The organism is Pseudomonas sp. GW531-T4 (assembly GCF_017349615.1).
Taxonomy (GTDB): domain Bacteria; phylum Pseudomonadota; class Gammaproteobacteria; order Pseudomonadales; family Pseudomonadaceae; genus Aquipseudomonas; species Aquipseudomonas chlororaphis_I.
In genome coordinates this window covers 67,145-92,782 of the sequence record NZ_JACMZT010000005.1, presented here as the reverse complement: position 1 = coordinate 92,782, position 25,638 = coordinate 67,145, and the positions used below count along the sequence as shown (strand labels likewise).

Genomic DNA, 25,638 nt, shown 5'->3' with positions numbered 1-25,638 from the left:
TCAACCACGCAAAGGAGTGCGCCATGCACCGCTATGCTCAGCTACTGAAGCACCTGATCCGGAGTGTTCTGCTCGTGTCCCTGTTCACTGCTACCAGCGCCCATGCGGCAGAAAAAATCGATCTGATCATCGATACCGATCCGGGTGCCGATGATGTGGTTGCGTTGCTGTTCGCCCTGGCGTCGCCGGAAGAGCTGCAGATCCGCGCGCTGACCACGGTGGCCGGCAACGTGCGCCTGGACAAGACTTCGCGTAATGCGCGCCTGGCCCGTGAGTGGGCGGGGCGCGAAGAGGTGCCGGTGTACGCTGGTGCGCCGAAGCCGCTGCTGCGCACGCCGATCTATGCCGAGAACATTCATGGCAAGGAAGGCATTTCCGGGGTCACGGTGCATGAGCCGAAAAAAGGCCTGGCCGAGGGCAGTGCGATCAATTACCTGATCGACACCCTGCGCGCCGCCAAGCCCCACAGCATCACCATTGCCATGCTGGGGCCGCAGACCAACCTGGCGCTGGCGCTGATCCAGGCACCGGATATCACTCAAGGCATCAAGGAAGTGGTGGTCATGGGCGGGGCGCATTTCAATGGCGGCAACATCACCCCGGTGGCCGAGTTCAACCTGTTCGCCGATCCGCAGGCTGCCGAGGTGGTGCTCAAGAGCGGTGTGAAGCTGACTTACCTGCCGCTGGACGTCACCCACAAGGTACTGACCAGCGATGCGCGCCTGCAGAAGATCGCGGCCTTGAACAACAATGCCAGTAAGGTGGTGGGCGATATCCTCAACGAATACGTCAAGGGTGACATGGAGCACTACGGCATTCCGGGTGGCCCAGTGCATGACGCGACCGTCGTTGCCTACCTGCTCAAGCCCGAGCTGTTCAGCGGGCGCCAGGCCAACCTGGTGATCGACAGCCGTGAGGGCCCAACCTTCGGTCAGACCATCGTCGATTGGTACGACGGCCTGAAGCAGGAGAAGAACGTGTTCTGGGTGGAGAATGGCGATGCCCAGGGCTTCTTCGATCTGCTGACCGAGCGCCTGGCTCGCCTGAAGTAAGTGATATTCCCGGCAGGTGCCAGCCTGTCGGGTGTTACGCCTTCCCTGTATCCGGCGTGCCCGAGTGCTCGCCGGGATACTTCTCGAATATCTGCTCGATGAACGTCTGGGCCGCTTCAGTGCCCAGCTCCCTGATCAATAAGTCGATGCCGATGATCGCCAGCTCTTCGGGGCTGCCGGGGCTATAGGAGCAGTGGCCTTCGGGCCATTTGGCTTTGATGTCGGCGTCGATCGTCACGGTGGCCATGGATGTCTCGCAAGCTCGGAAATGGGCGGGCCGGACAGGCGCTTGTCGAGGGCTTCCGGTCTTGTAGAGTTAAACACCTTGGCGGGCTTTTCGCACTCCGACTTAGGCATGAGGGGAGGGCTGTGCGACACTTGGTCATTGTCTGTTTTCAAAGGGTGCCCGTGTGCAGATCGATTTGAACAACCCTGATGCCTTGACCTTCGAGGCGGTGCGCCAGTTGCTGGCGTCGGCCAGTGACGATGTGCATACCCAGCTGCGAGTGACCAAGACGGGCATTGCCTATATCTCGTCGGGCGTGGTCGGTGGCGCGGAAATCGACGGCCTGCTGTTCAGGCTGGAAACCTGGGCCGCCGGCTCCGGTTATGTCGGCCTTGTAGCGGCTAGCGATGAGGTCTGGGTGACGCAGATTCTTAACGCATTGAAACAGAACTGGCCGAAGCCACCGTTCGATTACATCGATATTTACTGAGTCTGTTCATATCCGGTCACGATTGCTGCATGAAAACGTGGTCGTACCTGATGCAGACTTGCCCGCTGTCTTGGCCAAGAGGCCATTGGCCAGTCCGTTTGTGAAACCAATAGTCAGAGTGGTTGTCGCACTATCTCTGCTTATTTTTGAAAAGGAGGCTTCATGCCTTGGAAGCTCGCGTCATTCGGTACCTTGTTGGCTGCAGTCGTTTTGACAGGGTGCAGCACTTCTTCGCCGGATAAGGATCCGGTAGCGACCGAGAGCGGCCATAGTCGCTGTGAGGCTAAGGCGGCCGAATTCGCCATCGGCAAAAAAGCTTCGCCTGAGCTGCTGGAGCAGGCACGCACTCGCGCAGGTGCGCAGAACGCCCGTATTCTCAAGCCGAATGACATGATCACCCTGGAATACCGTTCCGATCGGCTGAACCTCAACACCGATAACAACCTGGTGATCACTCGGGTCAACTGCGGCTGATCCTGTCGGCGTTTTTGCACCGTGCATAAAAAACCCCGTCACATGGACGGGGTTTTTTTAGCTCGCTGAGAAATTACTCAGGACGAACTTGTGCAGCTTGCATACCCTTTTGGCCTTTCTCAGCCACGAAGGAAACGGTCTGGCCTTCTTTCAGGCTTTTGAAACCGTCGCTTTCAATAGCTTTGAAGTGTACGAACAGGTCGTCACCGCCACCTTGAGGAGTGATGAAGCCGAAGCCTTTTTCATCGTTGAACCATTTTACGGTGCCGGTTTGGCGATTAGACATGGTGTATCTCCAAGAAACATATATTTTCAGTAGTACTGTGCTGCTCAGGCCAACTGGGCACACCGGGCTATCATAGTCGAAATGTTCGACTTGGGAGCCCCCTGGACGTGCCGATTCCCAGGTGCTTGAGTCCGTTTTGTTGCTCCGATCGGCTGAAGGCCCCGGTTTAAGGGGCTTTCAGCGAAAATATTCGGTGATAAAAAAAGCCGTAAAAGCTGCGTAAATTGTGAAAAAAGGTCGGTTTTCAGATCGCATCGAACCTGATTCAAGGCCCTCTCTCGCGCTTTAAAGACTTATTTCACCACCCGGCAAGCGGCAATAGCCTCCAGTGCCTTGGTTCTCAGCGCCGGATCCGGTTGAGTCTGCTTGCTCATGAGTTGTTTGATTTCGTCGGTAGTGAATTTCTCATTGAGCTTGTCCGCACCACAGGCGCAGTGCTTTTCCGCACTTTTCACATCAACGCTCTGGCTGGCGGCAGCCGTGCAATCCTTCATGTATTCGGCGCGTACCCCGGCTGGCCAGGCGGCTTGCGCGCTCAGTGGCAGCAGCAGGGCGAAAGGGGCGGCAAGGGCGAATAGTTGGGTGAGGCGCATGAGTCGAGCTCTCCTGGGGTTGGTACAAGAATGGCGATTCTCGGTGTATTTGAGACCTTGGGTACACATCAAGTTCACTTTGTAGCTTAGAAAGCGCTGCTACGCTGTCCCGGTGGGAAGTACGGCGCGATGACCGTTCATCTGTGCTAGCATGCCCGGCTTGGGTGTTTTCAGGCTCTGGGCGAGTTTCAATCCCACCGCGGTCTATGCCTCTATTTTTCTGATTTGAACTCCAGTCACTCTGGTTCGTTTTACCGGTTGGCCGCAAGGCTCCTGCCACTGTGAGGCAGGCGTTCGTCACGAACGGCCTGGATCGAACCGCGTACTGGCTCATCCCAACCCACGTGACCTTTGGTAGGGGTCACCACTAGGAGAGGAGGCGCCATGCCCACTATTACTCTTCCCGACGGCAGTCAACGTTCATTCGATCATCCGGTTTCCGTAGCCGAGGTCGCCGCATCCATTGGTGCAGGTCTGGCCAAGGCCACCGTGGCCGGCAAGGTCAATGGCAAACTGGTCGACGCCTGCGATCTGATCGACAGCGACGCGACCCTGCAAATCATCACGCCAAAGGATGAAGAGGGGCTGGAGATCATTCGCCACTCTTGCGCTCACCTGGTTGGCCACGCGGTCAAGCAGCTGTATCCGACCGCGAAGATGGTTATCGGTCCGGTGATCGATGAAGGCTTCTATTACGACATCGCCTACGAGCGTCCCTTCACCCCGGACGACTTGGCGGCCATCGAACAGCGCATGCAGCAGCTGATCGAGAAAGATTACGACGTCATCAAGAAAGTCACTCCGCGCGCCGAAGTGATCGAAGTGTTCAAGGCTCGCGGTGAAGACTACAAGCTGCGCCTGGTCGAGGACATGCCGAACGAACAGGCCATGGGCCTGTACTACCACGAAGAATACGTCGACATGTGCCGCGGTCCGCACGTGCCGAATACTCGCTTCCTCAAGTCCTTCAAACTGACCAAGCTGTCCGGCGCCTACTGGCGTGGCGATGCCAAGAACGAGCAGTTGCAGCGTGTCTACGGCACTGCCTGGGCGGACAAGAAGCAACTGGCGGCCTACATCCAGCGTATCGAGGAAGCCGAGAAGCGCGACCATCGCAAGATCGGCAAGCGCCTGGGCCTGTTCCATACCCAGGAAGAAGCGCCGGGCATGGTGTTCTGGCATCCGAACGGCTGGACCCTGTACCAGGTGCTCGAGCAGTACATGCGCAAGGTTCAGCGCGACAATGGCTACCTGGAGATCAAGACTCCGCAGGTGGTCGATCGCAGCCTGTGGGAGAAATCCGGACACTGGGCCAACTACGCCGAAAACATGTTCACTACCGAGTCGGAAAGCCGCGACTACGCCATCAAGCCGATGAACTGCCCGTGCCACGTGCAGGTGTTCAACCAGGGCCTGAAGAGCTACCGCGAGCTGCCGATGCGTCTGGCTGAGTTTGGTGCCTGCCACCGTAACGAGCCGTCCGGTGCGTTGCACGGCATCATGCGTGTGCGTGCCTTCACTCAGGACGACGCGCACATCTTCTGTACCGAAGAGCAGATGCAGGCCGAATCCGCGGCATTCATCAAGCTGACCATGGATGTCTATGCCGACTTCGGCTTCAAGGACATCGAAATGAAGCTTTCCACCCGCCCTGAAAAGCGTGTGGGCTCCGACGAGCTGTGGGATCGCGCTGAAAATGCCTTGGCCGCTGCGCTTGATAGCGCCGGCTTGCCATACGACCTGCAGCCAGGGGAAGGTGCATTCTACGGCCCGAAAATCGAATTCTCGCTGAAAGACTGCCTGGGGCGTGTCTGGCAGTGTGGTACCTTGCAGCTCGATTTCAACCTGCCGATCCGTCTGGGCGCTGAATACGTTTCCGAAGATAACAGCCGTAGACATCCGGTGATGTTGCACCGGGCGATCCTCGGTTCCTTCGAGCGTTTCGTCGGGATTCTGATTGAACATTACGAAGGCGCATTCCCTGCGTGGCTGGCTCCGACCCAGGCCGTGGTGATGAATATCACTGATAAACAGGCAGATTTTGCCCTCGAAGTGGAAAAAACCCTCAACCAAAGCGGATTTCGTGCCAAGTCCGACTTGAGAAATGAAAAGATCGGCTTTAAAATCCGCGAGCATACTTTGCTCAAGGTTCCCTATCTCTTGGTTATTGGAGATCGGGAAGTCGAGACGCAGACTGTCGCTGTGCGTACCCGTGAAGGTGCTGACCTGGGCTCGATGCCCGTCGCTCAATTCTCGGAGTTCCTTGCACAAGCGGTTTCCCGGCGTGGTCGCCCAGATTCGGAGTAATTATTATTAAGCGTGAAATGAGACAAGATAAACGAGCTGCACCGAAAGCCCCGATCAACGAGAATATCTCGGCACGCGAGGTTCGGTTAATTGGCGCTGACGGCGAGCAGATTGGCATCGTCTCGATTGATGAAGCGCTTCGTATTGCTGAAGAAGCCAAGCTTGATCTGGTGGAAATCTCCGCCGACGCAGTCCCACCGGTTTGCCGTGTGATGGACTACGGCAAGTCGATCTTCGAGAAGAAGAAGCAGATTGCCGCGGCGAAGAAGAACCAGAAGCAGATTCAGGTAAAAGAAATCAAGTTTCGTCCAGGGACGGAGGAAGGGGATTACCAGGTAAAACTGCGCAACCTGGTACGTTTCCTGAGTGACGGGGACAGGGCCAAGGTATCCTTGCGATTCCGCGGCCGTGAGATGGCCCACCAGGAGCTGGGGATGGAACTCCTCAAGCGGGTTGAAGCTGACCTGCAAGAGTACGGTTCGGTCGAACAGCATCCTAAGATGGAAGGACGCCAGCTGATCATGGTCATCGCCCCGAAAAAGAAGAAGTAATCAACAGGGCACGGCAGGCCTTCTGATTATGTTTATCAACTGAATGCGGAGTATCCGAACATGCCAAAGATGAAAACCAAAAGTGGTGCTGCTAAGCGGTTTCTGAAAACTGCTAACGGTATCAAGCACAAGCACGCTTTCAAGAGCCACATCCTGACCAAAATGTCGACCAAGCGTAAGCGTCAACTGCGCGGTAGCAGCTTGCTGCATCCGTCTGACGTGGCAAAAGTCGAGCGCATGCTGCGCCTTCGTTAATTTTTGGATCAAGAATAGAGGAAGTAACTCATGGCTCGTGTAAAGCGTGGCGTCATTGCCCGTAAACGTCACAAAAAAATTCTGAAACTTGCTAAAGGCTACTACGGCGCGCGCTCCCGTGTATTCCGTGTTGCCAAGCAAGCGGTAATCAAGGCAGGCCAATACGCCTACCGTGACCGTCGTCAGAAAAAACGTCAGTTCCGCGCTCTGTGGATCGCTCGTATCAACGCTGGTGCTCGTATCAACGGTCTGTCCTACAGCCGTTTTATCGCTGGCCTGAAAAAAGCGTCCATCGAGATCGACCGTAAGGTTCTGGCTGATCTGGCAGTGAACGAAAAAGCGGCGTTTGCTGCGATTGTCGAGAAAGCTAAAGCCACTCTGGCTTAAGTACCCCCGACAGTCACCCGGGCTCACCTCTGTGGGCCCAGGTGTTAAACGTCATAAATAGGGGAAGAGCCTACAAGCTCTTCCCCTATTTTGTATCTGGAGTCTGTACATGGAAAACCTGGATGCGCTGGTCTCTCAAGCACTAGAGGCTGTGCAAAGCGCTGAAGATATCAATGCCCTGGAGCAAATCCGGGTTCAGTACCTTGGCAAGAAGGGTGAATTGACTCAGGTGATGAAGACCCTGGGGAATTTGCCGGCAGAGGAGCGTCCGCAGGTCGGCGCCCTGATCAACGTTGCCAAGGAGCGTGTTACAGAGGCTCTCAATACGCGTAAGGCTTTGTTTGAAGAAGCCGAACTGGCTGCCAAACTGTCCGCCGAGTCCATCGATGTGACCCTGCCTGGCCGCGGTCAGGTCTCCGGCGGTCTGCATCCTGTGACCCGGACTCTGGAACGTATTGAACAGTTCTTCACCCATATCGGCTATGGCATCGCCGAAGGCCCTGAGGTCGAAGACGACTATCACAACTTCGAGGCGCTCAACATCCCTGGCCACCACCCGGCCCGTTCGATGCATGACACCTTCTACTTCAATGCGAACATGCTGTTGCGCACCCATACCTCGCCGGTACAGGTCCGCACCATGGAATCGCAGCAGCCGCCGATTCGCATCGTCTGCCCAGGCCGTGTGTACCGTAGCGACTCCGATATCACCCACTCGCCGATGTTCCACCAGGTCGAAGGTCTGCTGATCGACCGCGACATCAATTTCGCCGACCTCAAGGGGACCATCGAAGAGTTCCTGCGGGTGTTCTTCGAAAAAGAACTGGCGGTGCGTTTCCGTCCTTCGTACTTCCCGTTCACCGAGCCGTCCGCCGAAGTCGACATGGAGTGTGTGATGTGCAGCGGTAAAGGTTGCCGTGTCTGCAAGCAGACCGGTTGGTTGGAAGTCATGGGCTGCGGCATGGTTCACCCGAACGTGCTGCGCATGTCCGGGATCGATCCGGAAGAGTTCCAGGGCTTTGCCTTCGGTATGGGCGCCGAGCGTCTGGCCATGCTGCGTTACGGCGTGAATGACTTGCGCCTGTTCTTCGACAACGACTTGCGATTCCTCGCGCAATTTCGCTAGGTCGCACGCCCGTAACGAATCTTTCAGGAGAGCAGGATGAAATTCAGTGAACAATGGCTGCGCGGCTGGGTAAGCCCGCAGGTAAGTCGCGACGAGCTGGTTGCTCGTTTGTCGATGGCCGGTCTTGAGGTCGATAGCGTGACGCCGGCCGCCGGTGTTTTCAGTGGCGTGGTGGTGGGCGAGGTGCTCAGCACCGAGCAACACCCCGATGCTGATAAGCTGCGTGTTTGTCAGGTCAGCAATGGCACGGAAACCTTCCAGGTCGTGTGCGGTGCGCCCAACGTGCGCCCGGGCCTGAAGATCCCTTTCGCCATGATCGGCGCGGAGCTGCCTGGCGACTTCAAGATCAAGAAGGCCAAGCTGCGCGGCGTCGAGTCGAACGGCATGCTGTGTTCCCAGGTAGAGCTGCAGGTGGGAGAGGGCAATGACGGTCTGATGGAGTTGCCGGCCGATGCGCCGGTAGGCAAGGATTTCCGTGAGTACCTGGAACTGGACGATGCCAGCATTGAAGTCGACCTGACTCCTAACCGCGGTGACTGCCTGTCGCTGGCGGGGCTCGCCCGTGAAGTTGGCGCACTCTATGCCGCACCAGTCACCCGTCCAGTGGTGCTATCCGTCGCGCCTGCGCACGACGAAGTGCGTCCGGTTGAAGTGCTGGCGCCCGCGGCTTGCCCGCGTTATCTGGGCCGGGTCGTCCGCAATGTCGACCTGTCCAGGCCGACCCCACTGTGGATGGTCGAGCGTCTGCGTCGCGCTGACGTACGCAGCATCGATGCGGCTGTGGACATCACCAACTACGTAATGCTCGAATTGGGGCAGCCGCTGCATGCTTTCGATCTCGCCGAAATCAACGGTGGCATCCGTGTACGGATGGCCGAAGAGGGTGAGAAGCTGGTCTTGCTCGACGGCCAGGAAGTGACCTTGCGCAGCGATACCCTGGTTATCGCCGACCATACCCGGGCTCTGGCGATTGCCGGCGTCATGGGTGGCGAACACAGTGGTGTAGCTGCTACCACCCGCGATGTTTTCCTGGAAAGTGCTTTCTTCGACCAGATCGCTGTTGCCGGTAAAGCTCGCTCCTATGGCTTGCATACCGACGCCTCGCATCGCTACGAGCGTGGTGTGGACTGGCAACTGGCCCGTGAAGCCATGGAGCGTGCCACTGGCCTGCTGCTGGAGATCACCGGTGGCGAAGCCGGCCCGATTATCGAAGCGGTCAGTGAGCAGCACCTGCCGTCGATCGCTCCGATCACCCTGCGTGCCGAGCGCATCACCCAGATGCTGGGCATGGAAATCGAGGCACCGGAGGTCGAGCGTCTGCTCGGTGCCCTGGGCCTGAAGATTTCCGCCGATGGAGCAGGGCAATGGCGCGTTGAAGTGCCAAGCCATCGCTTCGACATCAGCCTGGAAGTCGATCTGATCGAAGAGCTGGCTCGTCTATACGGCTACAACCGCCTGCCAGTTCGCTACCCACAAGCGCGCCTGGCTCCACAAGCCAAGACCGAAGCTCGTAGCGATCTGCCTGAGCTGCGTCGTTTGCTGGTGGCTCGCGGTTATCAGGAAGCTATTACTTACAGCTTCATCGATCCGAAACAGTTCGAGTTGTTTAATCCAGGTGTCGAGCCACTGTTGCTGGCCAATCCGATTTCCAACGACATGGCTGCCATGCGTTCGTCGCTGTGGCCGGGGCTGATCAAGGCGCTTCAGCACAACCTGAACCGTCAGCAGGACCGTGTCCGTCTGTTCGAGAGCGGCCTGCGTTTCGTCGGTCAACTGGAAGGCTTGAAGCAAGAGCCGATGCTGGCTGGCGTGGTGTGCGGCACTCGTCTGCCGGAAGGCTGGGCACAAGGTCGCGATGTCGTGGACTTCTTTGACGTCAAGGCCGACGTGGAAGCAGTGCTGGGCTTTGCCGGCGCACTCGATGCGTTCACTTTCGTGCCTGGCAAGCACCCTGCGCTGCACCCGGGGCAAACCGCGCGCATCGAACGTGAAGGTCGTCTGGTTGGCTATATCGGCGCTATCCATCCTGAATTGTCGAAAACCCTCGGTCTCGACCGTCCGGTCTTCGTTTTCGAGCTGGTTCTGGCCGAAGTCGCCTCGGGAAAAATGCCTGAATTCCGTGAGTTGTCGCGCTTTCCTGAAGTACGTCGTGACTTGGCCCTGCTGGCTGATCGCGATGTTGCCGCCAGTGCAGTGCTGGATGTAATCCGTGAGAATGCAGGCGAATGGCTGACAGACCTCAGGTTGTTTGACGTGTACCAAGGTAAAGGTATTGATCCTCATAGAAAAAGCCTTGCAGTTGGCTTGACCTGGCAGCATCCATCGCGCACTCTTAATGACGATGAGGTGAACTCCACGACGCAAAATATCCTCACCTCGCTCGAACACAGGTTGAACGCCACGTTAAGGAAGTGACGTATGGGGGCTCTGACGAAAGCTGAAATGGCCGAACGTCTCTACGAAGAGCTGGGCCTGAATAAACGTGAGGCCAAGGAATTGGTCGAGCTGTTTTTTGAGGAAATCAGGCACGCTCTCGAAGATAACGAACAGGTCAAATTGTCCGGTTTCGGTAACTTCGACCTTCGGGATAAACGCCAGCGACCTGGCCGCAACCCGAAGACGGGTGAAGAAATCCCGATCACGGCACGCCGTGTGGTCACCTTTCGTCCAGGGCAGAAGTTGAAGGCCCGAGTTGAGGCTTATGCTGGAACCAAGTCATAACGACGAGCTCCCGGTCATTCCGGGCAAGCGCTACTTCACCATTGGTGAAGTCAGCGAGCTCTGTGCGGTCAAACCGCATGTGCTGCGTTATTGGGAGCAGGAGTTTCCTCAACTCAACCCCGTCAAGCGCCGCGGAAATCGCCGGTATTATCAGCGCCAGGATGTGCTGATGATCCGGCAGATCCGCGCGTTGCTTTATGATCAGGGGTTCACCATCGGTGGAGCGCGCCTGCGCCTTTCCGGTGATGAAGCCAAAGACGACACCACCCAGTACAAGCAATTGATCCGTCAGATGATCTCCGAACTGGAGGACGTTCTGGTGGTACTCAAGAAATGATTTTCAGCTTTTAAAATACTTCCAAATTTCAAAAGCTTGCGATATATTCTTGAGCGCTTCGTTAAGAAGCAAACCCAGTAACACGCCTAGTCGGGGCGTAGCGCAGTCCGGTAGCGCACTAGCATGGGGTGCTAGGGGTCGAGTGTTCGAATCACTCCGTCCCGACCATATAATTCAATGACTGGGCCGCTTTCGAGCGGCTTTGTTGTTTCCGCCATAGTGACTTTTCGAGTGACCTTGGCCTTTTTCTTCATGCCTCCCTCTTTTCCTCCGCCACGCCTGCTGCATGAAGCCGGCGACCAAACGTATGCTTCAAGCGATGAGTTTTGATCGATGCATACCCTGGGTGGGCGATCCGGTAGCCCATCAACAGACGCTCAGCGTTCGCCTGCAGCTATTCCGTTTCAATGAGATCTTCGTTCACCGGTAGTGGCATACGGTCGTCGTGCTCTAGCTGTGCCTGGCGTAGTGCTGACATAGTCAATCCAGAATGGCGGTACCGGTCCAACAAGACTCGCTGCACTCATTCACTGATTGCCGAGGTGAGGGCGGGGTTGGAGGGAAGGGGTGACTGGCTCTGTTCGAGAGCGTCTATGAAGCAAGCAGTGGAAAAGTAATAAGGAAATTACGTGCTACGGAAGCTCATTTTGATGTTGGCTATTTCGCAGTTGAGTGGCTGCGCTTGGTTTGCCGCGGTTTCACATGGTTCATATGACTGCTATGAGGGATTAGAAACTGAGTATCAGCTCGCCCAGTTCATAGGGCCACTGGCTCTCATTGATCTACCGTTCACGTTTGTAGCTGATACCGCTTCGCTCTCATTCTGTTGGTATTGACGTGGTGTGGTGTCGTCGGCCACGTATTGATCCTGCTGTCACCTTTGTCTTGCGTTACCGAGCGTCAAACCTTGTTCAACGTGCTGGTGGTGCTTGCCCGTCATTCCTGGGGGCGCAGGGTTGACCGAATAGAAACCCGGCCACCGAGCCGGTTTTTTTATTGACCGCCGTTTATCCATTTCTCGGCACTTGCAGGGGGCTGTCGTTTCTCACGTTTAAGGCACGGATTTCCCGAGCATTGAGAACGGAGAGCCAGCATGAAAGTTAACGAGAATGCCCCCGGTAGCTGGTCGCAACAGGGCGTAACGCGAGCCACGAATAGCAACGCGGGCCATGATCCAAAGCGTAAGGAGCCTGAGGTTCCATTGCCTGCGAACGATGAAGCGCCGGTCGATGAAGAGATGATCGACGTAGATGTAAACAACTCGGTGTCGAGTGAGCACCCGGAAGCAGGGAAAAGTGGTCGCTTCGATGATCCTGGTGCAGACACACGGGACGAAAAGGACAATGAGCCTCGTGGCATGCCCGCGAGTGACCCTGAGTCAGGGGCGTGAAATTCAGATCATCCCTTTGCCCGCTCAGTGCGGGCTTCTTTATGCCTCCTTGCAAGAAGAAAAGGGACGTAGCTGTCAGGACTAGCCGAGAAGTGATGCGGTCAGAGGTTTAAAAGCCAGCGTGCCTGGTGATGCCTGGACGCCATTCAAGAAGCGTCGGTCGGCCCCTGACGTTGCTCCTGCTGGCACTGTTCGGACCCAGGGCCGGAAATAGACAGGCTGATACTGATGGGGTCGACATCGCGTCTGCCGACGGTCAGCACGGCTTCCTGCGCACCTTCCAGACTCGCCCCTTGGGAGGCCAGCCACTGGGACACCAGGACTTGCTCTCGCTCGTCATCCACTGCCTGGTCGATGGCTACCGAGGGCGCGCCATAGCGCTGGGTGAGTAGACGAGTCAATTCTTCGAAGCGGGCGCGAATGGCCGAGTCCTGCGCATTCTCCGGCATCTCGACCGCTGTGTAGATTTCGCACAGCCCGGCTTCTTTACCAAACTTGAGTGATAACTGATCAAACCCGGCAATCGGCCTCGGCGGGTGCTCGACCAGCATGAGGTTGCGCCGATCGTTGCTGCCCAGAACCTCGGTGACTGTCCGGGCCTGCTCGGCGGTCATGCCCATCTGCAGGCCGAACGGCCCGTTATAGGCAGCCGCCACCTCTTGTTTGCAGCCGCCCGTGCCCGCTGCGAGTACTGCTAGTAGAAGCAGGGGCAATTTATGTTTGTTCATAGCACTTCCCGTTTTCCATGACAGGTTGAACGCTGATCGGCTGAATCGGGCCGAACCTTCGTTGCTGAAGTTTCCAGCGGAGATACTAACCCTTAATCATGCGAAAGCAGCGGCCGGCTCGCTCTGCTCGGAGCGCTCATCAACTTTCGTCCAGGGATCCTGGATTTGCATGGGCTTGTGCTTCAGGTGACCAGGCCCTCTTTTCAAAACATGGCTATCGCTTGCGTCGTTAAAGTGAAGTTTTCTAGAATTTCGCCGCCGCTTGGCCGGATCAGCCAATCGGTTTCCATCCGCGAGAAAAAAGGAGGTGCCCTATGACCCAGATTCCAACGATGTTTTCGCTACTGAACCATCAACGAAATGCTGGAGGGGCGATCACTGCCCCGCGGAGAAAACCCAATGCGTACGCTTTACCCCGCTGTGCTTCTTGCTCCGATATCCACTCGCGATGAAGAAGCAGAATGTTGCGCGCTGCAAGTGCGTGACGAACAGATCGACTTTATTGCCAGCAACGCCGAATCATTGGAAGAAGCTGCCGAATGTCCTTGGTGTGAACCCTTAGCGGTGCGCGCCGTTCATTCTGGAAAAATGGTCGGCTTCCTTATGCATGCCCTCGACCCGGACGATAACGGTCGCTGGCTCTATCGCCTGATGATTGATCGTCAGCACCAAGGTTTAGGGTATGGACGCGCAGCTCTGCGCGCACTGCTGGCATACCTGAGAGGTTTGTCGGGAGGTCCTGATATCACGCTGGGCGTCGCGCCGGAGAATATCGGGGCGCGCAATCTTTATGCCTCCGAGGGGTTTCTAGAGACGGGCGAAGTGCTTGATGGCGAGCTCGTGATGCGCCTGAGGACATAGTGCTCGCGGTTACCGATCGGTATTGCGAGTGCAGGATTGACTGAACAGAAACCCGGCCATCGAGCCGGGTTTTTTCTGCCCGTAACAAACCATCCGGCGTATCCGGAGCGGCCTGACGGAACAGATCGATACAGGCTCAAGAGCAGAGCCTTCGTTGGATGTGTGTGGGGTGAGCTTGCCGATGGCTCAAGTGCTCTCAATGAAGAATGGACGATCAAAAAAGGGCCCACCCCAAGGTGGACCCTTTGTGTTTCTGAAGTGGCCAAAGCCGGCTGGAGCAACACCCTCACACGAATGGAGGGCGTGCCCATCGAGCATCAGACCAGGCTGATCATATCCGCACTGAGTTGCGCGGCGTTGAACCCTACCAGGGTGATGCTGCTGTCTCCCGCCACGATCAGGCTGTCGCTGCCTTGCTGGCTGGTGGCGCTGATGACCGCAGCCGCGGAGGCGAACAGGGATTTGGAGAACACCAACTGATCGAACCCGTTCTGGTGAACGTTGAAGTCGCTGATCAGGTCATGGCCGAACCCGCCCTGGTCGAAGACAAACAGATCGCTGCCCACGCCACCACTGAGGGTGTCGTTGCCCAGGCCGCCGACCAGGATGTCGTTCTGTGAGCCACCGTAGAGGGCGTCGTTGCCACTGCCGCCGAGCAGGGTGTCGTTGCCACTTCCACCGTGCAGCAGATCATGGCCCGCGCCGCCTTCAATAAGGTCGTCACCGCCCTGGCCGAAGATCAGGTCGCGGCCGGCGGTACCCTTCAGGAGGTCTGCCAACTGCGTGCCTTCGGTGGCCTTGGCGTAGCTCTTGTCCGATCCGAACAGGCCTTCGAAGTTGAGCTTGCTGCTGGTCACGGTATAGGCCGGGGTCAAGGCCTGGCCGAGGAGGCCTTCGAACTCGACATGTTCGACGTCGTGCAGCTCCTTGAGGCCGTAACGCCCGCCGGTGTCGTTGAGAAACAGGCTGCCATCGCTCAGGCGCACGGCTTCGTAGCTGGAGACCGTACCCTGCAGGAAGACTTTGTCGTCGCCCACCCCGCCCGCGACGATGTCGGTACCGGTGCTGACCTTGAAGCTGTCGTTGCCGGCGAAGCCGTCCAGGAAGTCATCGTTGCGGCCATCCTGCAACTTGTCCGCGCTGTCCGTGCCGAGGAGAAAGGCCGGAGTGCCGAAGTGGTTGGAGGTGGCGGAGTATTTGTCGCTGACCCAGGTAAAGCTGCGGCTGACCGGGTCGAGGTTGCTGATGATGATGGTGCTGTCGCGCTCGATGTAGTCGTAGAACGTCGACTGGCCGATGCGCTGGATAGGGTTGATGAAGATGCCTTCGAGGTGCGCCACCCAGCCGTTGGGATTGACCACGGAGAAGGGGCCGTTGGGCCAGGTGGGCAGGGCGTAGACCGTGTCGAACAGCACGATGTTGTCGGTGGTCGAGGTGTAGTTGGCATCACTGCCTTTGAGGGCCGCGAGAATGGCGCCGCTCAGGTCGGTCTGTTCGCCGATGAGCCGATGCACGATGTCGTTTTCGAAGCCGAAGTTGAAGATGCCGTCACTGTTGCTGGCCTTGGGCGAGGCCATGCCGAAGTAGTCCGAATCCTTGAAAAAGCCGTCGGCCAGGGTGTCCCTGCCCAGGTACATGCTGTTGGTCACGGAGCCGCCCTGGCTGTAGCCGGTGACCAGTACATCCTTGCCTGTCAGGTTATGGTGAGTGGCGTAGTTCTTGATCGAGTCGAGCAGGTAGTCGTAGCCGTGGATATAGGAGTTGTCGATCATCGCCGGATAGCCCAGCAGGTCCATCGGCGAGTTGGTGCCGGCAATCGAAAAGCCCATTTTGACCAGCTTGCCGCTCTCGTCGTATTGGCCGAATACCTTGGCCTGGGAGCCGGATACGTTCTCGCCCTTGAAGCTGCCTGTCAGGTCGAGGTGGCTGCCGTCGATGCCCAGGTCGCTGGCGCTGATCTCGCGCCAGCCCTTGGGCAGGACAAAGGTGTTGCCTTCGCCCAGGACTGCCCCGGGCAGATTGTAGAGCGCCCCTACCGTCGCTACACCGCTGGTGTAGGTGGCAAGGTTCCAGGCATCTGAAATGAGCACGCGGCCGTCTTGGCCCTTGTAGTCGAATATCGCCATGGTTCGTTTTCCCTCACAAACTAAAAAGTCATGAAAAAAAACAAGAGCTGAAGTCTTCTTGTTCTTCTTCGCTCGGATTGCGGAGCCTGGTGACTGCGTGCCCCGGAATCTGCGCCCAAGCTACTCATTCATGTGGAGGGTGTGGGCCAGGCAAGGGGGGGGTTGGCACGATCGTCCTAGGGAAAGCCCGATCCAGCCGCTATAAATTCAGCGTCATTACAGTTTGGTCAGTTCGAGGCTGGCTCGCAGCCGCCCATCCTCCCTGCCTTTGAGATCGGACGACATGCACGGCAACCTGGCGAAGGTGCCGGACGTGTCGACAGCCGACTGAAAATACCCCGTTGCACAAGGCTGGCCGGGCACATCGAGGTTTCAGCGAAGCCGCACTGAAACCACGTTATGCCCGGCGAACAATCCCGGCCTTACCCCCAGCGCCGGAACAGCACGCTGGCATTCACCCCGCCAAAGCCGAAGCCATTGGACAAGGCGTATTCCATCGCCAGCGGCTGCGCCTGGCCACGAATCAGGTTGAGGCCTTGCGCGCCGGCATCCGGGTTTTCCAGGTTGAGGGTGGCGGGGGCGATCTGGTCGCGCAGCGCCAGGATGGTGAAGATCGCTTCGATCCCGCCGGCAGCGCCCAGCAGGTGGCCGGTGGCCGATTTGGTCGAGGCGATGGCCAGCTCGCTGCTGTTGCCAAACACACTCTTGATCGCCGCCAGTTCGCCTTTGTCGCCCACCGGGGTCGAGGTGGCGTGGGCGTTCAGGTGCTGGACCTGGGACGGCTCGACGCCGGCCTGACGCAACGCCTGTTGCATGGCGCGGCGGGCACCGTCGCCATCTTCTGGCCCGGCGGTCATGTGATAGGCGTCGGCGCTGGTGCCGTAGCCCACCAGTTCGGCGATCGGCGTGGCGCCGCGGGCCAGGGCGTGTTCCAGCTCCTCGATCACCAGCAGGCCGGCGCCTTCGCCCATCACAAAGCCGTCACGGGCCTGGTCGAAGGGCCGCGAAGCACGTTCCGGGGTGTCGTTGAAATCGCTCGACAGGGCGCGCGCGGCAGCGAAACCGGCCAGGCTGACCCGGTGAATCGTGGCTTCCGTGCCGCCGCAGACCGCGACGTCGATCTCCCCGGCACGAATCATCCGTGCGGCGTCGCCGATGGCCTGGACACCCGCGGCGCAGGCCGTCACCGGCGTGCCCAGCGGCCCCTTCAGGCCATGCTGGATCGACACATGACCGGCGGCCATATTGCTGAGGAAGGACGGAATGGTGAACGGCGAAAGACGCCGCGGCCCCTTGCTGTCGGTGGTGCGCACGGCGTCGGCGATGGCCGGGAAACCGCCCACGCCCGAAGCGATGATGGTGGCGGTACGTTCCTGGGCTTCGGCGGTCTGCGGTGCCCAGCCGGCCTGGGTCAGTGCTTCCTGGGCGGCGGCGAGGGCGAACAGGATGAAGCGGTCCATCTTGCGCTGTTCCTTGGGCGCCAGCAGCGCGTCCGGATCGAAGCCGGCCTGCGGGTCCTGGATGCGGTCCGGAACCTGGCCGCCGATGCTGATCGGCAGGTCGCCGATCAGTTCTTCCGGTAGCCGGCGGATACCCGATTGCCCGGCCAGCAGGCGTTGCCAGACCTGTTCGACGCCGCAGCCCAGCGGGGTCAATGCGCCCATGCCAGTGACGACAATGCGTTTATTCATGACCTTCAGCTCCTTCATCTCGAGTGGGGTGTGTCGCTCTATGGACGTCACTATCATCATGAAAGTAACATGCCCGAACCACAAATACGCAACTGCGAACTCCGAGGAACCGCCATGCAACGCAAGACCCTCCTTCACGACGAATGCCCGATTGCCCGCAGTCTGGAGCGGGTGGGCGAGTGGTGGAGCATCCTGATCATGCGCGACGCCCTGCATGGCCTGCGGCGTTTCGAGGAGTTTTCCCGCAGCCTGGAGATCGCCCCCAACATGCTCACCCGGCGCTTGAATTCGCTGGTCGAGGCCGGCTTGCTCGAGCGCCAGGCCTACAGCCAGCGGCCGCTGCGCTACCAGTATGTGCCGACGGCCCGGGGCGAGGATTTTCGTGTGGTGCTGATGGCGTTCGTTGCCTGGGGCAATCGCCATTACGCGCCGGAAGGGGAAAGCGTGCAGATCGTCGAGCGCGCCACCGGCCGGCCGGTGCGGCCGATGATGGCTGACCTGGTCGATGGCCGCCCGGTGCCGCTGGAGCACTGCACGGTCCAGGCCGGGCCGATGGCCAGCGAAGGCATACGTCAGCGCCTGGGGGCGCTGCAGGTGATGGAGGCCAAGGGCGAAGCCTGAAGTGCCGCGGATCGCCACGGCACCTTGGGCTTAACCACCAGCGCCTGTCACTGGTCCTTTTCGCAGTTGATCATCCACGAGGCGCCGAAGCGGTCGACCAGCATGCCGAAACGCGCCGCCCAGAAGGTGGCCTCCAACGGCATCTGCACAGTGCCCTGGTCCGCCAGCGCGGCGAACACCCGCTCGGCCTCGGCGATGCTGTCGACATTCAGCGATATCGAGCAGCCGTGGATCCCCGCGTAAGGCCGATCGGGCGTGCTGTCCGAGCCCATGATGGCCTGGTCGCCCACCAGCAGGCGGGTGTGGATGATCAGGTTGTGATACTCGGCGGGAACATGCTCGCGGGCGGGGCTTTCACCGAAGGTCATCATCACTTCGAGGGTGCCTTGCAGGCTCTGGGCGTAGAACTTGAAGGCGGCTGCGCAATCGCCGTTGAAGATCAGGTAGGGATTGATTTTCATGCTGGTGACTCCCGGATGGCAGGGCAGCGGGCGCGCCGGATAAGCCGGCCCGCTGGCAAAAAACCGATGGATTGAGACCTCCACTAGCAAAGCCTAAACCTGGGTGGCAGTGGGCTTGTTCTTAGACGGTTTTCTCATGGGGCGGTGACGGGTTATCACCCTTGGTGCACTCCCTGTCAGGCCCGCCGCCGAGTCGGCGGCGAGCCTGGGGTGGCGCTATACCAGTCGGGTCTGGGGCATCCCCAGCAGGCCGGTCAGGCGATCCATGATCGCCTGCTGCCGGGCGCGGTCGGCCAGGTAGTCGGCCTCGGCGCTGGCCACATCGGCCGAGCAGTGCGGGCAGGTGGTTTCGTGGCTATGGATGTATTGCCAACAGCTGCGGCACAGGGCCAACCGGGTGGGCAGGCGTCCTTCCTCGGGGGATTTCTGCCCCTGGTTGATCCACGCCAGCTTGATCACCTGGCCGCTGTCGCTGACGCTGCTGACCGTCTCGCCGGTGTCGATGCGTTCGGTGATCAGGTCGAAGCGCCCGACCGCGAACGAGGCCTTGGCGGCGTCCTCGAGTTTGACGATGCGTTCGCGCAGGCCCTTTTTCTGCAGGTCCAGGGCGCGGTAGTGGCAGTACGGATTGTTGCCCGGCTTGCCCAGCAGCGAGTGCGAGGTCCAGGTGCAGCCGCCGCGGCACACGTCGTTGTAGTAGCAGGTGCGGCAATAGCCCCAGAGGTCGTCGACCGAGCGCAGGCGGCCAAAATGCATGCCTTCGCTGTAGTGCCAGATGTCGTGCAGGTTCATGTCGCGCACATTGCCGCCGGAGAACCCCACCGTCGCCAGTGACGGGCAACCCTTCACCGTGCCGTCGGCTTCCAGGGCCAGCACCGTTTGCCCGGCGGCGCAGCCGCTCCAGTGCACGCGCTCGTCACCGAAACCGCGCCACATATGCTCGTATGGGCCGTAGTAACCGATGTTGTTGCCCACGTTCATCAGCAGGCCGCGTTCCTGGCCTTCGCGGTAGAGGCGCGCGAGCAGCGGCATGACTTCCAGCAGTTGATAGGGTTGCAGCAAGAGTTCCGGGTGATCCACCGCGTTGCCCATGGCCACCGTCAGCTGGATCTGCCAATGGGTGGCGCCCAGCTCGATGATCAGGTTCATCAGCTCCGGCAAGTCGGGCAGGGTGGCTGCGCCGATCTGTGTGTTGACGCTGACCGCGAGCCCGGCCTGCTTGGCCCGGCGTAGGGTGTCCACGGCCTTGTCGAAGGAGCCCGGGACGTTGCGCACGGCGTCATGCAAGGGCGCCAGGCCGTCCAGCGAAACCCCCACGCCGTTGAGCCCGGCCTCCACCGCGGCCTGCATTTTCGCCGGGGTGAGGTTGCGCCCGCCGGTCTGGATCGCGCAGTAGATGCCGTGGTCGTGGATGGCCCGGATCAGGCGGGTCCAGTCCTTGCGCAAATAGGCTTCGCCGCCGATCAGGGTGACCTCCCGCGTGCCGAGGGCGGCGAGGGCGTCAATCACGTCGAGGCATTCCTGGGTGTTCAGTTCGTTGGGGCGTCGATGGCCGGCGCGCGAGCCGCAATGCAGGCATTTGAGGTCGCAGGCGAGGGTGATTTCCCAGACCACATGCACCGGTACGTAACGCTTGAGGTCGGTTTCGCTGAGGTAGCGGGCGGGGCGATTGGCTGACATGGACAGTCCTTTGGGCGCACACAGGCGCGCGGCACGAACCTGGTGGATGTCCGCGCCGTCCCTGGCGGTGCCGGCCCGAGCGGACACATGGTTTGCAATGGAAGACCGGGCCTGGCCCCGAGGAAGGAAGGCCAGGCCCGGACGCCACTGCTCAGCGAGCTTCGAGGCGGGCGATCTCGGCGTTCAGCTGCTGCAAGGCGCTGCGCAGCGCATCACTGCTGGCCAGTTGCTGCTCGCCCTGGCGGACGACCGCCTTGAGCTGCGCCAGGTCACCGCTGCTTTGCGCCTGCTGCACCGCCACCGCATACAGCGGCACGGGGTGATGGGGCACAGGCTCGGGGTGCGGGATCGACGCCTGGCTGACCGTGGCGTGCTGCACGTCCTGCCAGTTGCCCTGGTAGCAGTATTTGTAGCTGGCGAAACCGCTGGCCCAGTCGAGCCCGAGAATCCCGTGCAGGTGGAAGGTCGCGGCGATCTGGCTGGTCGGGCCGCTGGGGTTGCCGGTCAGGCTCAGGATGATGTGGCCTTCGGTCGACGGGTGCAGCTGTGCCTTGGAATAGTCGCCCCACACGTCGGCGAAGAAGTTCACCGGCGGGTAAGTGCTCTTGAACACGCGGGCCACGCCGCTGACTTTTTTCTGCACGGTGTTGACCAACAGGTCGAGGGTCAGAGCCGGGGCACCCAACAGCCCCGTGGTGGCTTGGATACGGGTATGGAACAGTCCAGTTTGCATGGTGCAACTCCTTGTTCTTGTTCAGGGAAGTCGGTGGGTTGGCACGCCGTGGTCAGCGCCGCTCGAGCCGGCCGATCTCGTCCTTGGCCGCATCCAGCGCGCTGCGCAGCTGGGGCAACTGGTCCAGTTGCTGCTGGGCCAGGCTGGCCAGGCTCTTCATCTGGGTCAGGTCGCCGCTGGCGATGGCGCCATGGATCGGCGCGGCATACAGCGGGGTGATCGGTGGATACGGCAGCAGGACCGGGCCGGGTTCCAGTGGTATTGGCAGGGCTGACAAGGCGTAGGAGGGTACCGACTCGACGAGGTGGGCCGGTGCGTTCTCCACCGATACCCAGCGCTGGCCGTTGTAGTACTGGTAGTTGGCGATGCCGTTCTTCCAGTCGTGGTCCACCACCAGCTGAATCTTGAAGGTGACGATCGAGTTCGAGCCCGGCCCGCCCTGGTTACCCTGGGCGGTGACCAGGATCTTGCTCGAGCTGGGTGGCATGACGGTCAGGTAAGTGTATTGCCCCCACACATCGGACGGCAGGTCCAGCGGCGGGTTGGTGGCCTGGGTCACCACCGAGGTACCGCGCACGGTCTGCTCGGGGGTGTAGACCAGAAGGTCGAGGGTAAGGCTCGGCGCGCCCGGGGTCGGATTGCCGATCCGGTAGCTGAGCGGAAACAGGCCAACAGGGGACGTAGTGGAACCGGACATGATTGCCTCCATTGCATTAGAAAATGGAAACGGCCTTAGCGCCGTTCCAGACGGGCGACTTCCTGTGCCAACTGCTCGTAAGCGCTGCTCAGATCCTTGGATTCTTTCTGGGATTTATCGCGCTGTTTGAGCAGGGACTTCATCTGCGGCAGGTTGCCGAGGGAGATTGCTTTCTGAATCGCCACTCCATAGGGCGGAATGACATGTTGCGAGGATGAACTCATGGCGTTGCCTTCCGTGGGAGGTTGTAGAGACTGCGCTATCCGGCAGCTTTTGCAGTTAAGCAGGCCGGGCTCGGGGCAAACGCAAGGGCCACTGAATAACTTTGAATAGCCGTTATCGGGAAAAAATATATTCAGGCGGGACAAGCAACTGGCGCGGCGATATAGCGCGTTTGGCAATCAGCAGGGCGCGGCTTACGAAGAATAAATACAAGCGGCGCTGCGCACTTCGACGTCCAGGACGTGGGCGGAAAAGGGCAGGATCGCCCCGGCCCGGCGTCAGGCCACGGCACTCTGCGGCGAGCTGTTCAACAGCCGTTCCAGGGCGCCGCTGAGCAGGTGTTCCAGCAGGGTTTCGCGCTCGTGTTCGGCCAACGGCTGTTCGGCCAGCCAGCCGGGCGCATGGTTGAGCAGGCTGGCGATGGCATGCCCGGTGGCCAGCAGCACCGCGTCGCCGAGCCGCGGCAGCGGGCCGAGGAGCATCAGCAGGCGGCGTTCATATTGCTCGCGCAGCTGGCGCACGCGCTCCTGCTGGTCCGGGTTCAGGCAACCGCTGTCGCGCTCCACCAGGCGGAAATGCCGGGGCAGTTCCCGGTGCAGTTTCAGGTGGGCGCGGATCAGGGTGCGCAGGCGATCGTCCGGCGCCTTGCGCCGCCGTTCGATGCGCCCCAGGGTATCGAGCAGTTCGTCGTAGAACTCTTCGATCAGGTCCAGCAGCAGGTGCTGCTTGCTCGGGTAATGGTGATACAGCGAGCCCGGGGTCAGCCCCAGATGGCTCGCCAGCTCGCGCATGCCGACCTGGCCGAAGCCCTTGCTGGCGAACAGCTCCAGGGCCTTGTCGCGGCTTTCGGCAAAACGCGAGCAACGCTCAGCCATAGCGGTGGAAGCCGCGTTCGGTCTTGCGCCCCAGGTAACCGGCGGCAACCATTTCCTTGAGCAGCGGCGCGGGCCGGTATTTGCTGTCGTTGAAGCCATCGTAGAGGGCTTGAAGGATCGCCAGGAGGGTGTCCAGGCCGATCAGGTCGGCCAGGGCCAGCGGGCCGATCGGCTGGTTGCAGCCCAGGCGCATGCCGGCGTCGATGTCCTCGGCGCTGGCCAGGCCTTCCTGCAACACCAGGATCGCCTCGTTGATCATCGGCACCAGGATCCGGTTGACCACGAAGCCCGGGCGGTTGCCGGCGGTGATCGCGACCTTGCCCAGGCGCGTGGCCATGTCCAGGGCCAGGGTGTGGGTCGCGTCGCTGGTCTGCAGGCCGCGAATCACTTCGATCAGGCCCATCACCGGCACCGGGTTGAAGAAGTGCAGGCCGATAAAGCGCTCGGGCGCGCTGACGCTGGCGGCGAGCTGGGTGATCGACAGCGACGAGGTGTTGGAGGCGATCACACAGGTACTGGCCACCTGGGCGGCGATCTGTTGCAGCACCCGCAGTTTCAGCTCGAGGTTTTCCGTGGCGGCCTCGATCACCAGGTGCGCGTCGACCAGGCTGGCGTAGTCGGTGCTGGTGCGGATGCGCCCCAGCGTCGCCTGTTTCTGTACTTCGTCCAGGCTGCCCTTGGCTATCAGCCGGTCGAGGTTCTTGCTCACCGTGGCCAGGGCCTTTTGCAGGGCGCTGTCGCTGATGTCCAGCAAGGTCACTTCGAACCCGGCCTGGGCACAGACCTGAGCGATTCCGTTACCCATGGTGCCGGCGCCGATCACGCCGATATTCTGCAGATTCATCTTGGCTTCTCTTTCTTCGTCCGGGCGTGTCGCAGAGCAGCGCGAACGCGTCTTGCAATGCAACCTTCGAGGCGCGAGTCTAGTGCCCGCGCCGACCCCGGCCTATGCCAAAAGCGCTCAGCCGCGCTGGCGTTTTTTGCCATGTCCACAGCCACAGAGAGCAGTCATTCCATGCGGGAAAAGGATTCGGTCGCGGTCTACTTCGTGCAGGTCATGGTCCACGCCTTGCGTGAGCGACCCGAGCGCCTGGCCGCGGTGCTGGCCGAGGCGGGCATCGATCCGGCCCTGCTCGGCCAGCCCGAGGCGCGGGTGCCGGCCAGCGCGTTCGCGGCCCTGTGGCTGATCCAGATCCGCGAGCTGCAAGACGAGTTTTTCCGGCTCGATTCCCACGGCCTGCCGCCGGGGGCTTTCGCCCTGATCTGCCGTGGGCTGATCCAGGAGCCGACCCTGGAAAAGGCCCTGCGCCAGTGCCTGGCCAACTTCGGCCTGTTCCTGCGCGACTTTCGCGGCAGCCTCAGTGTGCGCGGCAAGCGCGCGGTGCTGAGCCTCGACAGCCAGCCTCGCGATGAAGCCACCGGGCGTTTTGGCGAAGAGACCTTCCTGGTGCTGATGATCAGCCTGCTGTGCTGGCTCGGCGGGCGGCGCATTGCCATCGACCGCGCCGACTTCCGTTATCCGCGCCTGTCCCTGAGCGACGATGCCTTGCTCTGGGGACCGAACCTGACCTTCGGCGCCGAGCGCACCGAAATCGAGTTCGCCAGCCGTTTCCTGCGCTTGCCGGTGGTCCAGGACCTGGCTTCGCTCAAGGTCTTTCTGCGCAGCGCGCCGCAATGGCTGGTGATCCGTTTTCGCAACCAGCACGGCCTGGCGACCCAGGTCTATCAACGTCTGCGCCGCAGTCACTACAGCCAGTGGCCGACCCTGGAAGCTTTCGCCGGCGAGGTGCAGGTCAGCCCCAGCACCCTGCGGCGGCGCCTGGAGCGCGAAGGCGTGTCGTACCAGGAAATCAAGGACGAAGTGCGCCGCGGCATGGCCGTCGAACTGCTGCGCCAGAGCCGCGCGAGCATTGGCGAAATCGCCGAGCGCACCGGCTTCCAGGAGCCCAGCGCCTTCCATCGTGCGTTCAAGAAATGGACCGGCGAAAGCCCCGGCCGCTACCGCGCGCGGTACCAGCCGCCGACCTGACAGACTGGCGCGCCCGCCTCAGTTCAAACCGACAACCCCAACCCCAACGCCTGCAACTGGCGACGGGTTTCAGCCGCGGACTGATGGTGAATCGCATTCCAGCCCAGGGCGTTGGCGGCGACGATATTCGGCGCGTGATCGTCGATGAACACCAGCTCCTGAGGCGCTACCTCTGGCAGGTGCGCGCGGATGCGTTGCAGGGTGGTGTGGTAGATCTCTGCGTCAGGCTTGATCTGCCGCTCCTGCCCGGACACCACGATGTCGCGAAAACGCTGCAGGAACGGATAGTTGTCCCTGGCATAGGGGAAGGTTTCCTGGGACCAGTTGGTCAGCCCGAACAGCGGCATCTGCGCCAGGTGCAGGTCTTCCAGCAAGGCCACGCCGTCATCCAGCTGGCCGCGGAGCATTTCCGGCCAGCGCCCGTAATAGGCCTCGATCAGGGGCGCATGTTCCGGGTGTTCGGCCACCAGGCTGCGGGTCGCTTCGGCCAGCGTTCGCCCGGCGTCCTGCCGGGTGTTCCAGGCCTGGGTGCAAATGGTGTCGAGGAACCATTGGCGGCGGGCATCGTCAGGGATCAGTTGGCGGTACAGATGGTGCGGATTCCAGTCGAACAGCACGCCACCAAAATCGAAAACCACAGCACGAATTGTCATGAGCACGTCCTTTGAGCGGTTGTGGGTCAGGGCAGACATCCTGCGACGGTAGGCGACGCAATGCAA

Annotated in this window: 29 protein-coding genes and 1 tRNA gene; 16 read left to right on the top strand and 14 right to left on the bottom strand. The window is 60.3% G+C overall.

All coding sequences use genetic code 11. The features are described 5' to 3' along the window. Positions 1 to 23 precede the first annotated feature (23 nt). On the top strand, positions 24 to 1,052 hold the full coding sequence (locus tag J4D28_RS05675; RefSeq protein WP_009048128.1) for a nucleoside hydrolase: 1,029 nt from the start codon (positions 24 to 26) through the stop codon (positions 1,050 to 1,052). A gap of 34 nt (positions 1,053 to 1,086) precedes the next feature. On the opposite strand, the gene J4D28_RS05670 is transcribed toward J4D28_RS05675, so the two are convergent. After that, positions 1,087 to 1,299 (bottom strand): hypothetical protein, encoded by a 213-nt coding sequence (locus tag J4D28_RS05670; RefSeq protein ID WP_009043057.1) that lies wholly within the window; start codon positions 1,297 to 1,299, stop codon positions 1,087 to 1,089. 163 nt (positions 1,300 to 1,462) lie between these two features. Here J4D28_RS05670 and J4D28_RS05665 point away from each other — a divergent pair, with 163 nt between their 5' ends. Then, the gene (locus tag J4D28_RS05665; RefSeq protein ID WP_009048129.1) at positions 1,463 to 1,768 is read left to right on the top strand and encodes a hypothetical protein; all 306 of its coding nucleotides are present in this window, start codon (positions 1,463 to 1,465) and stop codon (positions 1,766 to 1,768) included. A gap of 162 nt (positions 1,769 to 1,930) precedes the next feature. Further along, positions 1,931 to 2,242 carry an I78 family peptidase inhibitor gene (locus J4D28_RS05660; RefSeq protein WP_009048130.1) on the top strand — a complete coding sequence of 104 codons (312 nt, stop codon included), beginning with the start codon at positions 1,931 to 1,933 and terminating at the stop codon, positions 2,240 to 2,242. A 73-nt stretch (positions 2,243 to 2,315) separates the two neighbouring features. Here the strand turns inward: J4D28_RS05660 and J4D28_RS05655 are convergent, their stop codons facing one another. Both J4D28_RS05655 and J4D28_RS05650 read right to left on the bottom strand, forming a co-directional pair. Next, positions 2,316 to 2,528, bottom strand: a complete 213-nt coding sequence (locus tag J4D28_RS05655; RefSeq protein ID WP_003179963.1) for a cold-shock protein — start codon at positions 2,526 to 2,528, stop codon at positions 2,316 to 2,318. Positions 2,529 to 2,821: 293 nt separating this feature from the next. Next, entirely contained in the window at positions 2,822 to 3,121 is a 300-nt protein-coding gene (locus J4D28_RS05650; RefSeq protein ID WP_009048131.1) for a hypothetical protein, read from the bottom strand. Positions 3,122 to 3,505: 384 nt separating this feature from the next. On the opposite strand from J4D28_RS05650, the gene thrS reads away from it, so the two are divergent. From thrS to J4D28_RS05600, 10 genes are all read left to right on the top strand, one after another. Then, the gene (thrS, locus tag J4D28_RS05645) at positions 3,506 to 5,428 is read left to right on the top strand and encodes a threonine--tRNA ligase (RefSeq protein WP_009048132.1); all 1,923 of its coding nucleotides are present in this window, start codon (positions 3,506 to 3,508) and stop codon (positions 5,426 to 5,428) included. Continuing rightward, positions 5,428 to 5,979 (top strand): translation initiation factor IF-3, encoded by a 552-nt coding sequence (gene infC / locus J4D28_RS05640; protein WP_169914426.1) that lies wholly within the window; start codon positions 5,428 to 5,430, stop codon positions 5,977 to 5,979. The genes thrS and infC overlap by 1 nt, the downstream gene beginning before the upstream one ends. A 60-nt stretch (positions 5,980 to 6,039) precedes the next feature. Beyond that, on the top strand, positions 6,040 to 6,234 hold the full coding sequence (rpmI, locus tag J4D28_RS05635) for a 50S ribosomal protein L35 (protein WP_002553160.1): 195 nt from the start codon (positions 6,040 to 6,042) through the stop codon (positions 6,232 to 6,234). Between the two features lie 30 nt (positions 6,235 to 6,264). Further along, on the top strand, positions 6,265 to 6,621 hold the full coding sequence (gene rplT / locus J4D28_RS05630; RefSeq protein WP_007905879.1) for a 50S ribosomal protein L20: 357 nt from the start codon (positions 6,265 to 6,267) through the stop codon (positions 6,619 to 6,621). 109 nt (positions 6,622 to 6,730) lie between these two features. Further along, positions 6,731 to 7,747, top strand: coding sequence for a phenylalanine--tRNA ligase subunit alpha (gene pheS / locus J4D28_RS05625; RefSeq protein ID WP_007920512.1), 1,017 nt, complete (start codon positions 6,731 to 6,733; stop codon positions 7,745 to 7,747). Between the two features lie 36 nt (positions 7,748 to 7,783). Further along, positions 7,784 to 10,162: a phenylalanine--tRNA ligase subunit beta gene (pheT, locus tag J4D28_RS05620; RefSeq protein WP_103330837.1), complete on the top strand. Its 2,379-nt coding sequence runs from the start codon at positions 7,784 to 7,786 to the stop codon at positions 10,160 to 10,162. A 3-nt stretch (positions 10,163 to 10,165) separates the two neighbouring features. Next, positions 10,166 to 10,468, top strand: a complete 303-nt coding sequence (ihfA, locus tag J4D28_RS05615) for an integration host factor subunit alpha (protein WP_002553164.1) — start codon at positions 10,166 to 10,168, stop codon at positions 10,466 to 10,468. Beyond that, entirely contained in the window at positions 10,449 to 10,805 is a 357-nt protein-coding gene (locus tag J4D28_RS05610; RefSeq protein WP_007920509.1) for a MerR family transcriptional regulator, read from the top strand. The genes ihfA and J4D28_RS05610 overlap by 20 nt, the downstream gene beginning before the upstream one ends. Positions 10,806 to 10,896: 91 nt before the next feature. Beyond that, positions 10,897 to 10,973 (top strand) — tRNA-Pro (locus J4D28_RS05605). 925 nt (positions 10,974 to 11,898) lie between these two features. Further along, positions 11,899 to 12,195, top strand: coding sequence for a hypothetical protein (locus tag J4D28_RS05600; protein ID WP_080768797.1), 297 nt, complete (start codon positions 11,899 to 11,901; stop codon positions 12,193 to 12,195). 146 nt (positions 12,196 to 12,341) lie between these two features. Here J4D28_RS05600 and J4D28_RS05595 read toward each other — a convergent pair whose 3' ends face one another. Further along, on the bottom strand, positions 12,342 to 12,923 hold the full coding sequence (locus J4D28_RS05595; RefSeq protein WP_016704876.1) for a hypothetical protein: 582 nt from the start codon (positions 12,921 to 12,923) through the stop codon (positions 12,342 to 12,344). Positions 12,924 to 13,322: 399 nt separating this feature from the next. On the opposite strand from J4D28_RS05595, the gene J4D28_RS05590 reads away from it, so the two are divergent. Further along, positions 13,323 to 13,784 (top strand): N-acetyltransferase, encoded by a 462-nt coding sequence (locus J4D28_RS05590; protein ID WP_039967942.1) that lies wholly within the window; start codon positions 13,323 to 13,325, stop codon positions 13,782 to 13,784. A gap of 317 nt (positions 13,785 to 14,101) precedes the next feature. Here the strand turns inward: J4D28_RS05590 and J4D28_RS05585 are convergent, their stop codons facing one another. Beyond that, complete coding sequence (locus tag J4D28_RS05585; RefSeq protein ID WP_103330836.1) at positions 14,102 to 15,910, bottom strand: calcium-binding protein; 1,809 nt, start codon at positions 15,908 to 15,910, stop codon at positions 14,102 to 14,104. A 422-nt stretch (positions 15,911 to 16,332) separates the two neighbouring features. Beyond that, complete coding sequence (fabF, locus tag J4D28_RS05580; RefSeq protein WP_103330850.1) at positions 16,333 to 17,601, bottom strand: beta-ketoacyl-ACP synthase II; 1,269 nt, start codon at positions 17,599 to 17,601, stop codon at positions 16,333 to 16,335. A gap of 114 nt (positions 17,602 to 17,715) precedes the next feature. On the opposite strand from fabF, the gene J4D28_RS05575 reads away from it, so the two are divergent. After that, entirely contained in the window at positions 17,716 to 18,222 is a 507-nt protein-coding gene (locus J4D28_RS05575) for a helix-turn-helix domain-containing protein (protein WP_009048138.1), read from the top strand. A 47-nt stretch (positions 18,223 to 18,269) separates the two neighbouring features. Here the strand turns inward: J4D28_RS05575 and J4D28_RS05570 are convergent, their stop codons facing one another. From J4D28_RS05570 to J4D28_RS05540, 7 genes are all read right to left on the bottom strand, one after another. Further along, positions 18,270 to 18,683: a VOC family protein gene (locus J4D28_RS05570; RefSeq protein WP_053268614.1), complete on the bottom strand. Its 414-nt coding sequence runs from the start codon at positions 18,681 to 18,683 to the stop codon at positions 18,270 to 18,272. Positions 18,684 to 18,899: 216 nt separating this feature from the next. Then, complete coding sequence (locus J4D28_RS05565; RefSeq protein ID WP_009048140.1) at positions 18,900 to 20,363, bottom strand: GDL motif peptide-associated radical SAM/SPASM maturase; 1,464 nt, start codon at positions 20,361 to 20,363, stop codon at positions 18,900 to 18,902. A 151-nt stretch (positions 20,364 to 20,514) separates the two neighbouring features. Next, positions 20,515 to 21,096, bottom strand: a complete 582-nt coding sequence (locus J4D28_RS05560; RefSeq protein ID WP_103330835.1) for a DUF1842 domain-containing protein — start codon at positions 21,094 to 21,096, stop codon at positions 20,515 to 20,517. Positions 21,097 to 21,148: 52 nt separating this feature from the next. Further along, the gene (locus J4D28_RS05555) at positions 21,149 to 21,793 is read right to left on the bottom strand and encodes a DUF1842 domain-containing protein (RefSeq protein WP_009048142.1); all 645 of its coding nucleotides are present in this window, start codon (positions 21,791 to 21,793) and stop codon (positions 21,149 to 21,151) included. A gap of 35 nt (positions 21,794 to 21,828) precedes the next feature. After that, positions 21,829 to 22,017 (bottom strand): DUF1843 domain-containing protein, encoded by a 189-nt coding sequence (locus J4D28_RS05550; protein WP_009048143.1) that lies wholly within the window; start codon positions 22,015 to 22,017, stop codon positions 21,829 to 21,831. Positions 22,018 to 22,293: 276 nt separating this feature from the next. Then, complete coding sequence (locus tag J4D28_RS05545; protein WP_009048144.1) at positions 22,294 to 22,890, bottom strand: TetR/AcrR family transcriptional regulator; 597 nt, start codon at positions 22,888 to 22,890, stop codon at positions 22,294 to 22,296. After that, entirely contained in the window at positions 22,883 to 23,734 is an 852-nt protein-coding gene (locus J4D28_RS05540; protein WP_009048145.1) for a 3-hydroxybutyryl-CoA dehydrogenase, read from the bottom strand. Before J4D28_RS05540 ends, J4D28_RS05545 begins: the two co-directional genes overlap by 8 nt. A gap of 171 nt (positions 23,735 to 23,905) precedes the next feature. Here J4D28_RS05540 and J4D28_RS05535 point away from each other — a divergent pair, with 171 nt between their 5' ends. Continuing rightward, positions 23,906 to 24,919, top strand: a complete 1,014-nt coding sequence (locus J4D28_RS05535; protein WP_009048146.1) for an AraC family transcriptional regulator — start codon at positions 23,906 to 23,908, stop codon at positions 24,917 to 24,919. 23 nt (positions 24,920 to 24,942) lie between these two features. Here J4D28_RS05535 and J4D28_RS05530 read toward each other — a convergent pair whose 3' ends face one another. After that, entirely contained in the window at positions 24,943 to 25,572 is a 630-nt protein-coding gene (locus J4D28_RS05530; RefSeq protein WP_103330834.1) for an HAD family phosphatase, read from the bottom strand. Positions 25,573 to 25,638 lie beyond the last annotated feature (66 nt).

What these genes read in the sequence shown, in the direction of transcription:
- J4D28_RS05675 (WP_009048128.1), top strand. Translation starts at nt 24, where the DNA reads ATGCACCGCTATGCTCAGCTACTGAAGCACCTGATCCGGAGTGTTCTG.
- J4D28_RS05670 (WP_009043057.1), bottom strand. Translation starts at nt 1,299, where the DNA reads ATGGCCACCGTGACGATCGACGCCGACATCAAAGCCAAATGGCCCGAA.
- J4D28_RS05660 (WP_009048130.1), top strand. Translation starts at nt 1,931, where the DNA reads ATGCCTTGGAAGCTCGCGTCATTCGGTACCTTGTTGGCTGCAGTCGTT.
- J4D28_RS05655 (WP_003179963.1), bottom strand. Translation starts at nt 2,528, where the DNA reads ATGTCTAATCGCCAAACCGGCACCGTAAAATGGTTCAACGATGAAAAA.
- J4D28_RS05650 (WP_009048131.1), bottom strand. Translation starts at nt 3,121, where the DNA reads ATGCGCCTCACCCAACTATTCGCCCTTGCCGCCCCTTTCGCCCTGCTG.
- thrS (WP_009048132.1), top strand. Translation starts at nt 3,506, where the DNA reads ATGCCCACTATTACTCTTCCCGACGGCAGTCAACGTTCATTCGATCAT.
- rpmI (WP_002553160.1), top strand. Translation starts at nt 6,040, where the DNA reads ATGCCAAAGATGAAAACCAAAAGTGGTGCTGCTAAGCGGTTTCTGAAA.
- rplT (WP_007905879.1), top strand. Translation starts at nt 6,265, where the DNA reads ATGGCTCGTGTAAAGCGTGGCGTCATTGCCCGTAAACGTCACAAAAAA.
- pheS (WP_007920512.1), top strand. Translation starts at nt 6,731, where the DNA reads ATGGAAAACCTGGATGCGCTGGTCTCTCAAGCACTAGAGGCTGTGCAA.
- pheT (WP_103330837.1), top strand. Translation starts at nt 7,784, where the DNA reads ATGAAATTCAGTGAACAATGGCTGCGCGGCTGGGTAAGCCCGCAGGTA.
- ihfA (WP_002553164.1), top strand. Translation starts at nt 10,166, where the DNA reads ATGGGGGCTCTGACGAAAGCTGAAATGGCCGAACGTCTCTACGAAGAG.
- J4D28_RS05610 (WP_007920509.1), top strand. Translation starts at nt 10,449, where the DNA reads ATGCTGGAACCAAGTCATAACGACGAGCTCCCGGTCATTCCGGGCAAG.
- J4D28_RS05600 (WP_080768797.1), top strand. Translation starts at nt 11,899, where the DNA reads ATGAAAGTTAACGAGAATGCCCCCGGTAGCTGGTCGCAACAGGGCGTA.
- J4D28_RS05595 (WP_016704876.1), bottom strand. Translation starts at nt 12,923, where the DNA reads ATGAACAAACATAAATTGCCCCTGCTTCTACTAGCAGTACTCGCAGCG.
- J4D28_RS05590 (WP_039967942.1), top strand. Translation starts at nt 13,323, where the DNA reads ATGCGTACGCTTTACCCCGCTGTGCTTCTTGCTCCGATATCCACTCGC.
- J4D28_RS05585 (WP_103330836.1), bottom strand. Translation starts at nt 15,910, where the DNA reads ATGGCGATATTCGACTACAAGGGCCAAGACGGCCGCGTGCTCATTTCA.
- fabF (WP_103330850.1), bottom strand. Translation starts at nt 17,601, where the DNA reads ATGAATAAACGCATTGTCGTCACTGGCATGGGCGCATTGACCCCGCTG.
- J4D28_RS05575 (WP_009048138.1), top strand. Translation starts at nt 17,716, where the DNA reads ATGCAACGCAAGACCCTCCTTCACGACGAATGCCCGATTGCCCGCAGT.
- J4D28_RS05570 (WP_053268614.1), bottom strand. Translation starts at nt 18,683, where the DNA reads ATGAAAATCAATCCCTACCTGATCTTCAACGGCGATTGCGCAGCCGCC.
- J4D28_RS05565 (WP_009048140.1), bottom strand. Translation starts at nt 20,363, where the DNA reads ATGTCAGCCAATCGCCCCGCCCGCTACCTCAGCGAAACCGACCTCAAG.
- J4D28_RS05560 (WP_103330835.1), bottom strand. Translation starts at nt 21,096, where the DNA reads ATGCAAACTGGACTGTTCCATACCCGTATCCAAGCCACCACGGGGCTG.
- J4D28_RS05555 (WP_009048142.1), bottom strand. Translation starts at nt 21,793, where the DNA reads ATGTCCGGTTCCACTACGTCCCCTGTTGGCCTGTTTCCGCTCAGCTAC.
- J4D28_RS05550 (WP_009048143.1), bottom strand. Translation starts at nt 22,017, where the DNA reads ATGAGTTCATCCTCGCAACATGTCATTCCGCCCTATGGAGTGGCGATT.
- J4D28_RS05545 (WP_009048144.1), bottom strand. Translation starts at nt 22,890, where the DNA reads ATGGCTGAGCGTTGCTCGCGTTTTGCCGAAAGCCGCGACAAGGCCCTG.
- J4D28_RS05540 (WP_009048145.1), bottom strand. Translation starts at nt 23,734, where the DNA reads ATGAATCTGCAGAATATCGGCGTGATCGGCGCCGGCACCATGGGTAAC.
- J4D28_RS05535 (WP_009048146.1), top strand. Translation starts at nt 23,906, where the DNA reads ATGCGGGAAAAGGATTCGGTCGCGGTCTACTTCGTGCAGGTCATGGTC.
- J4D28_RS05530 (WP_103330834.1), bottom strand. Translation starts at nt 25,572, where the DNA reads ATGACAATTCGTGCTGTGGTTTTCGATTTTGGTGGCGTGCTGTTCGAC.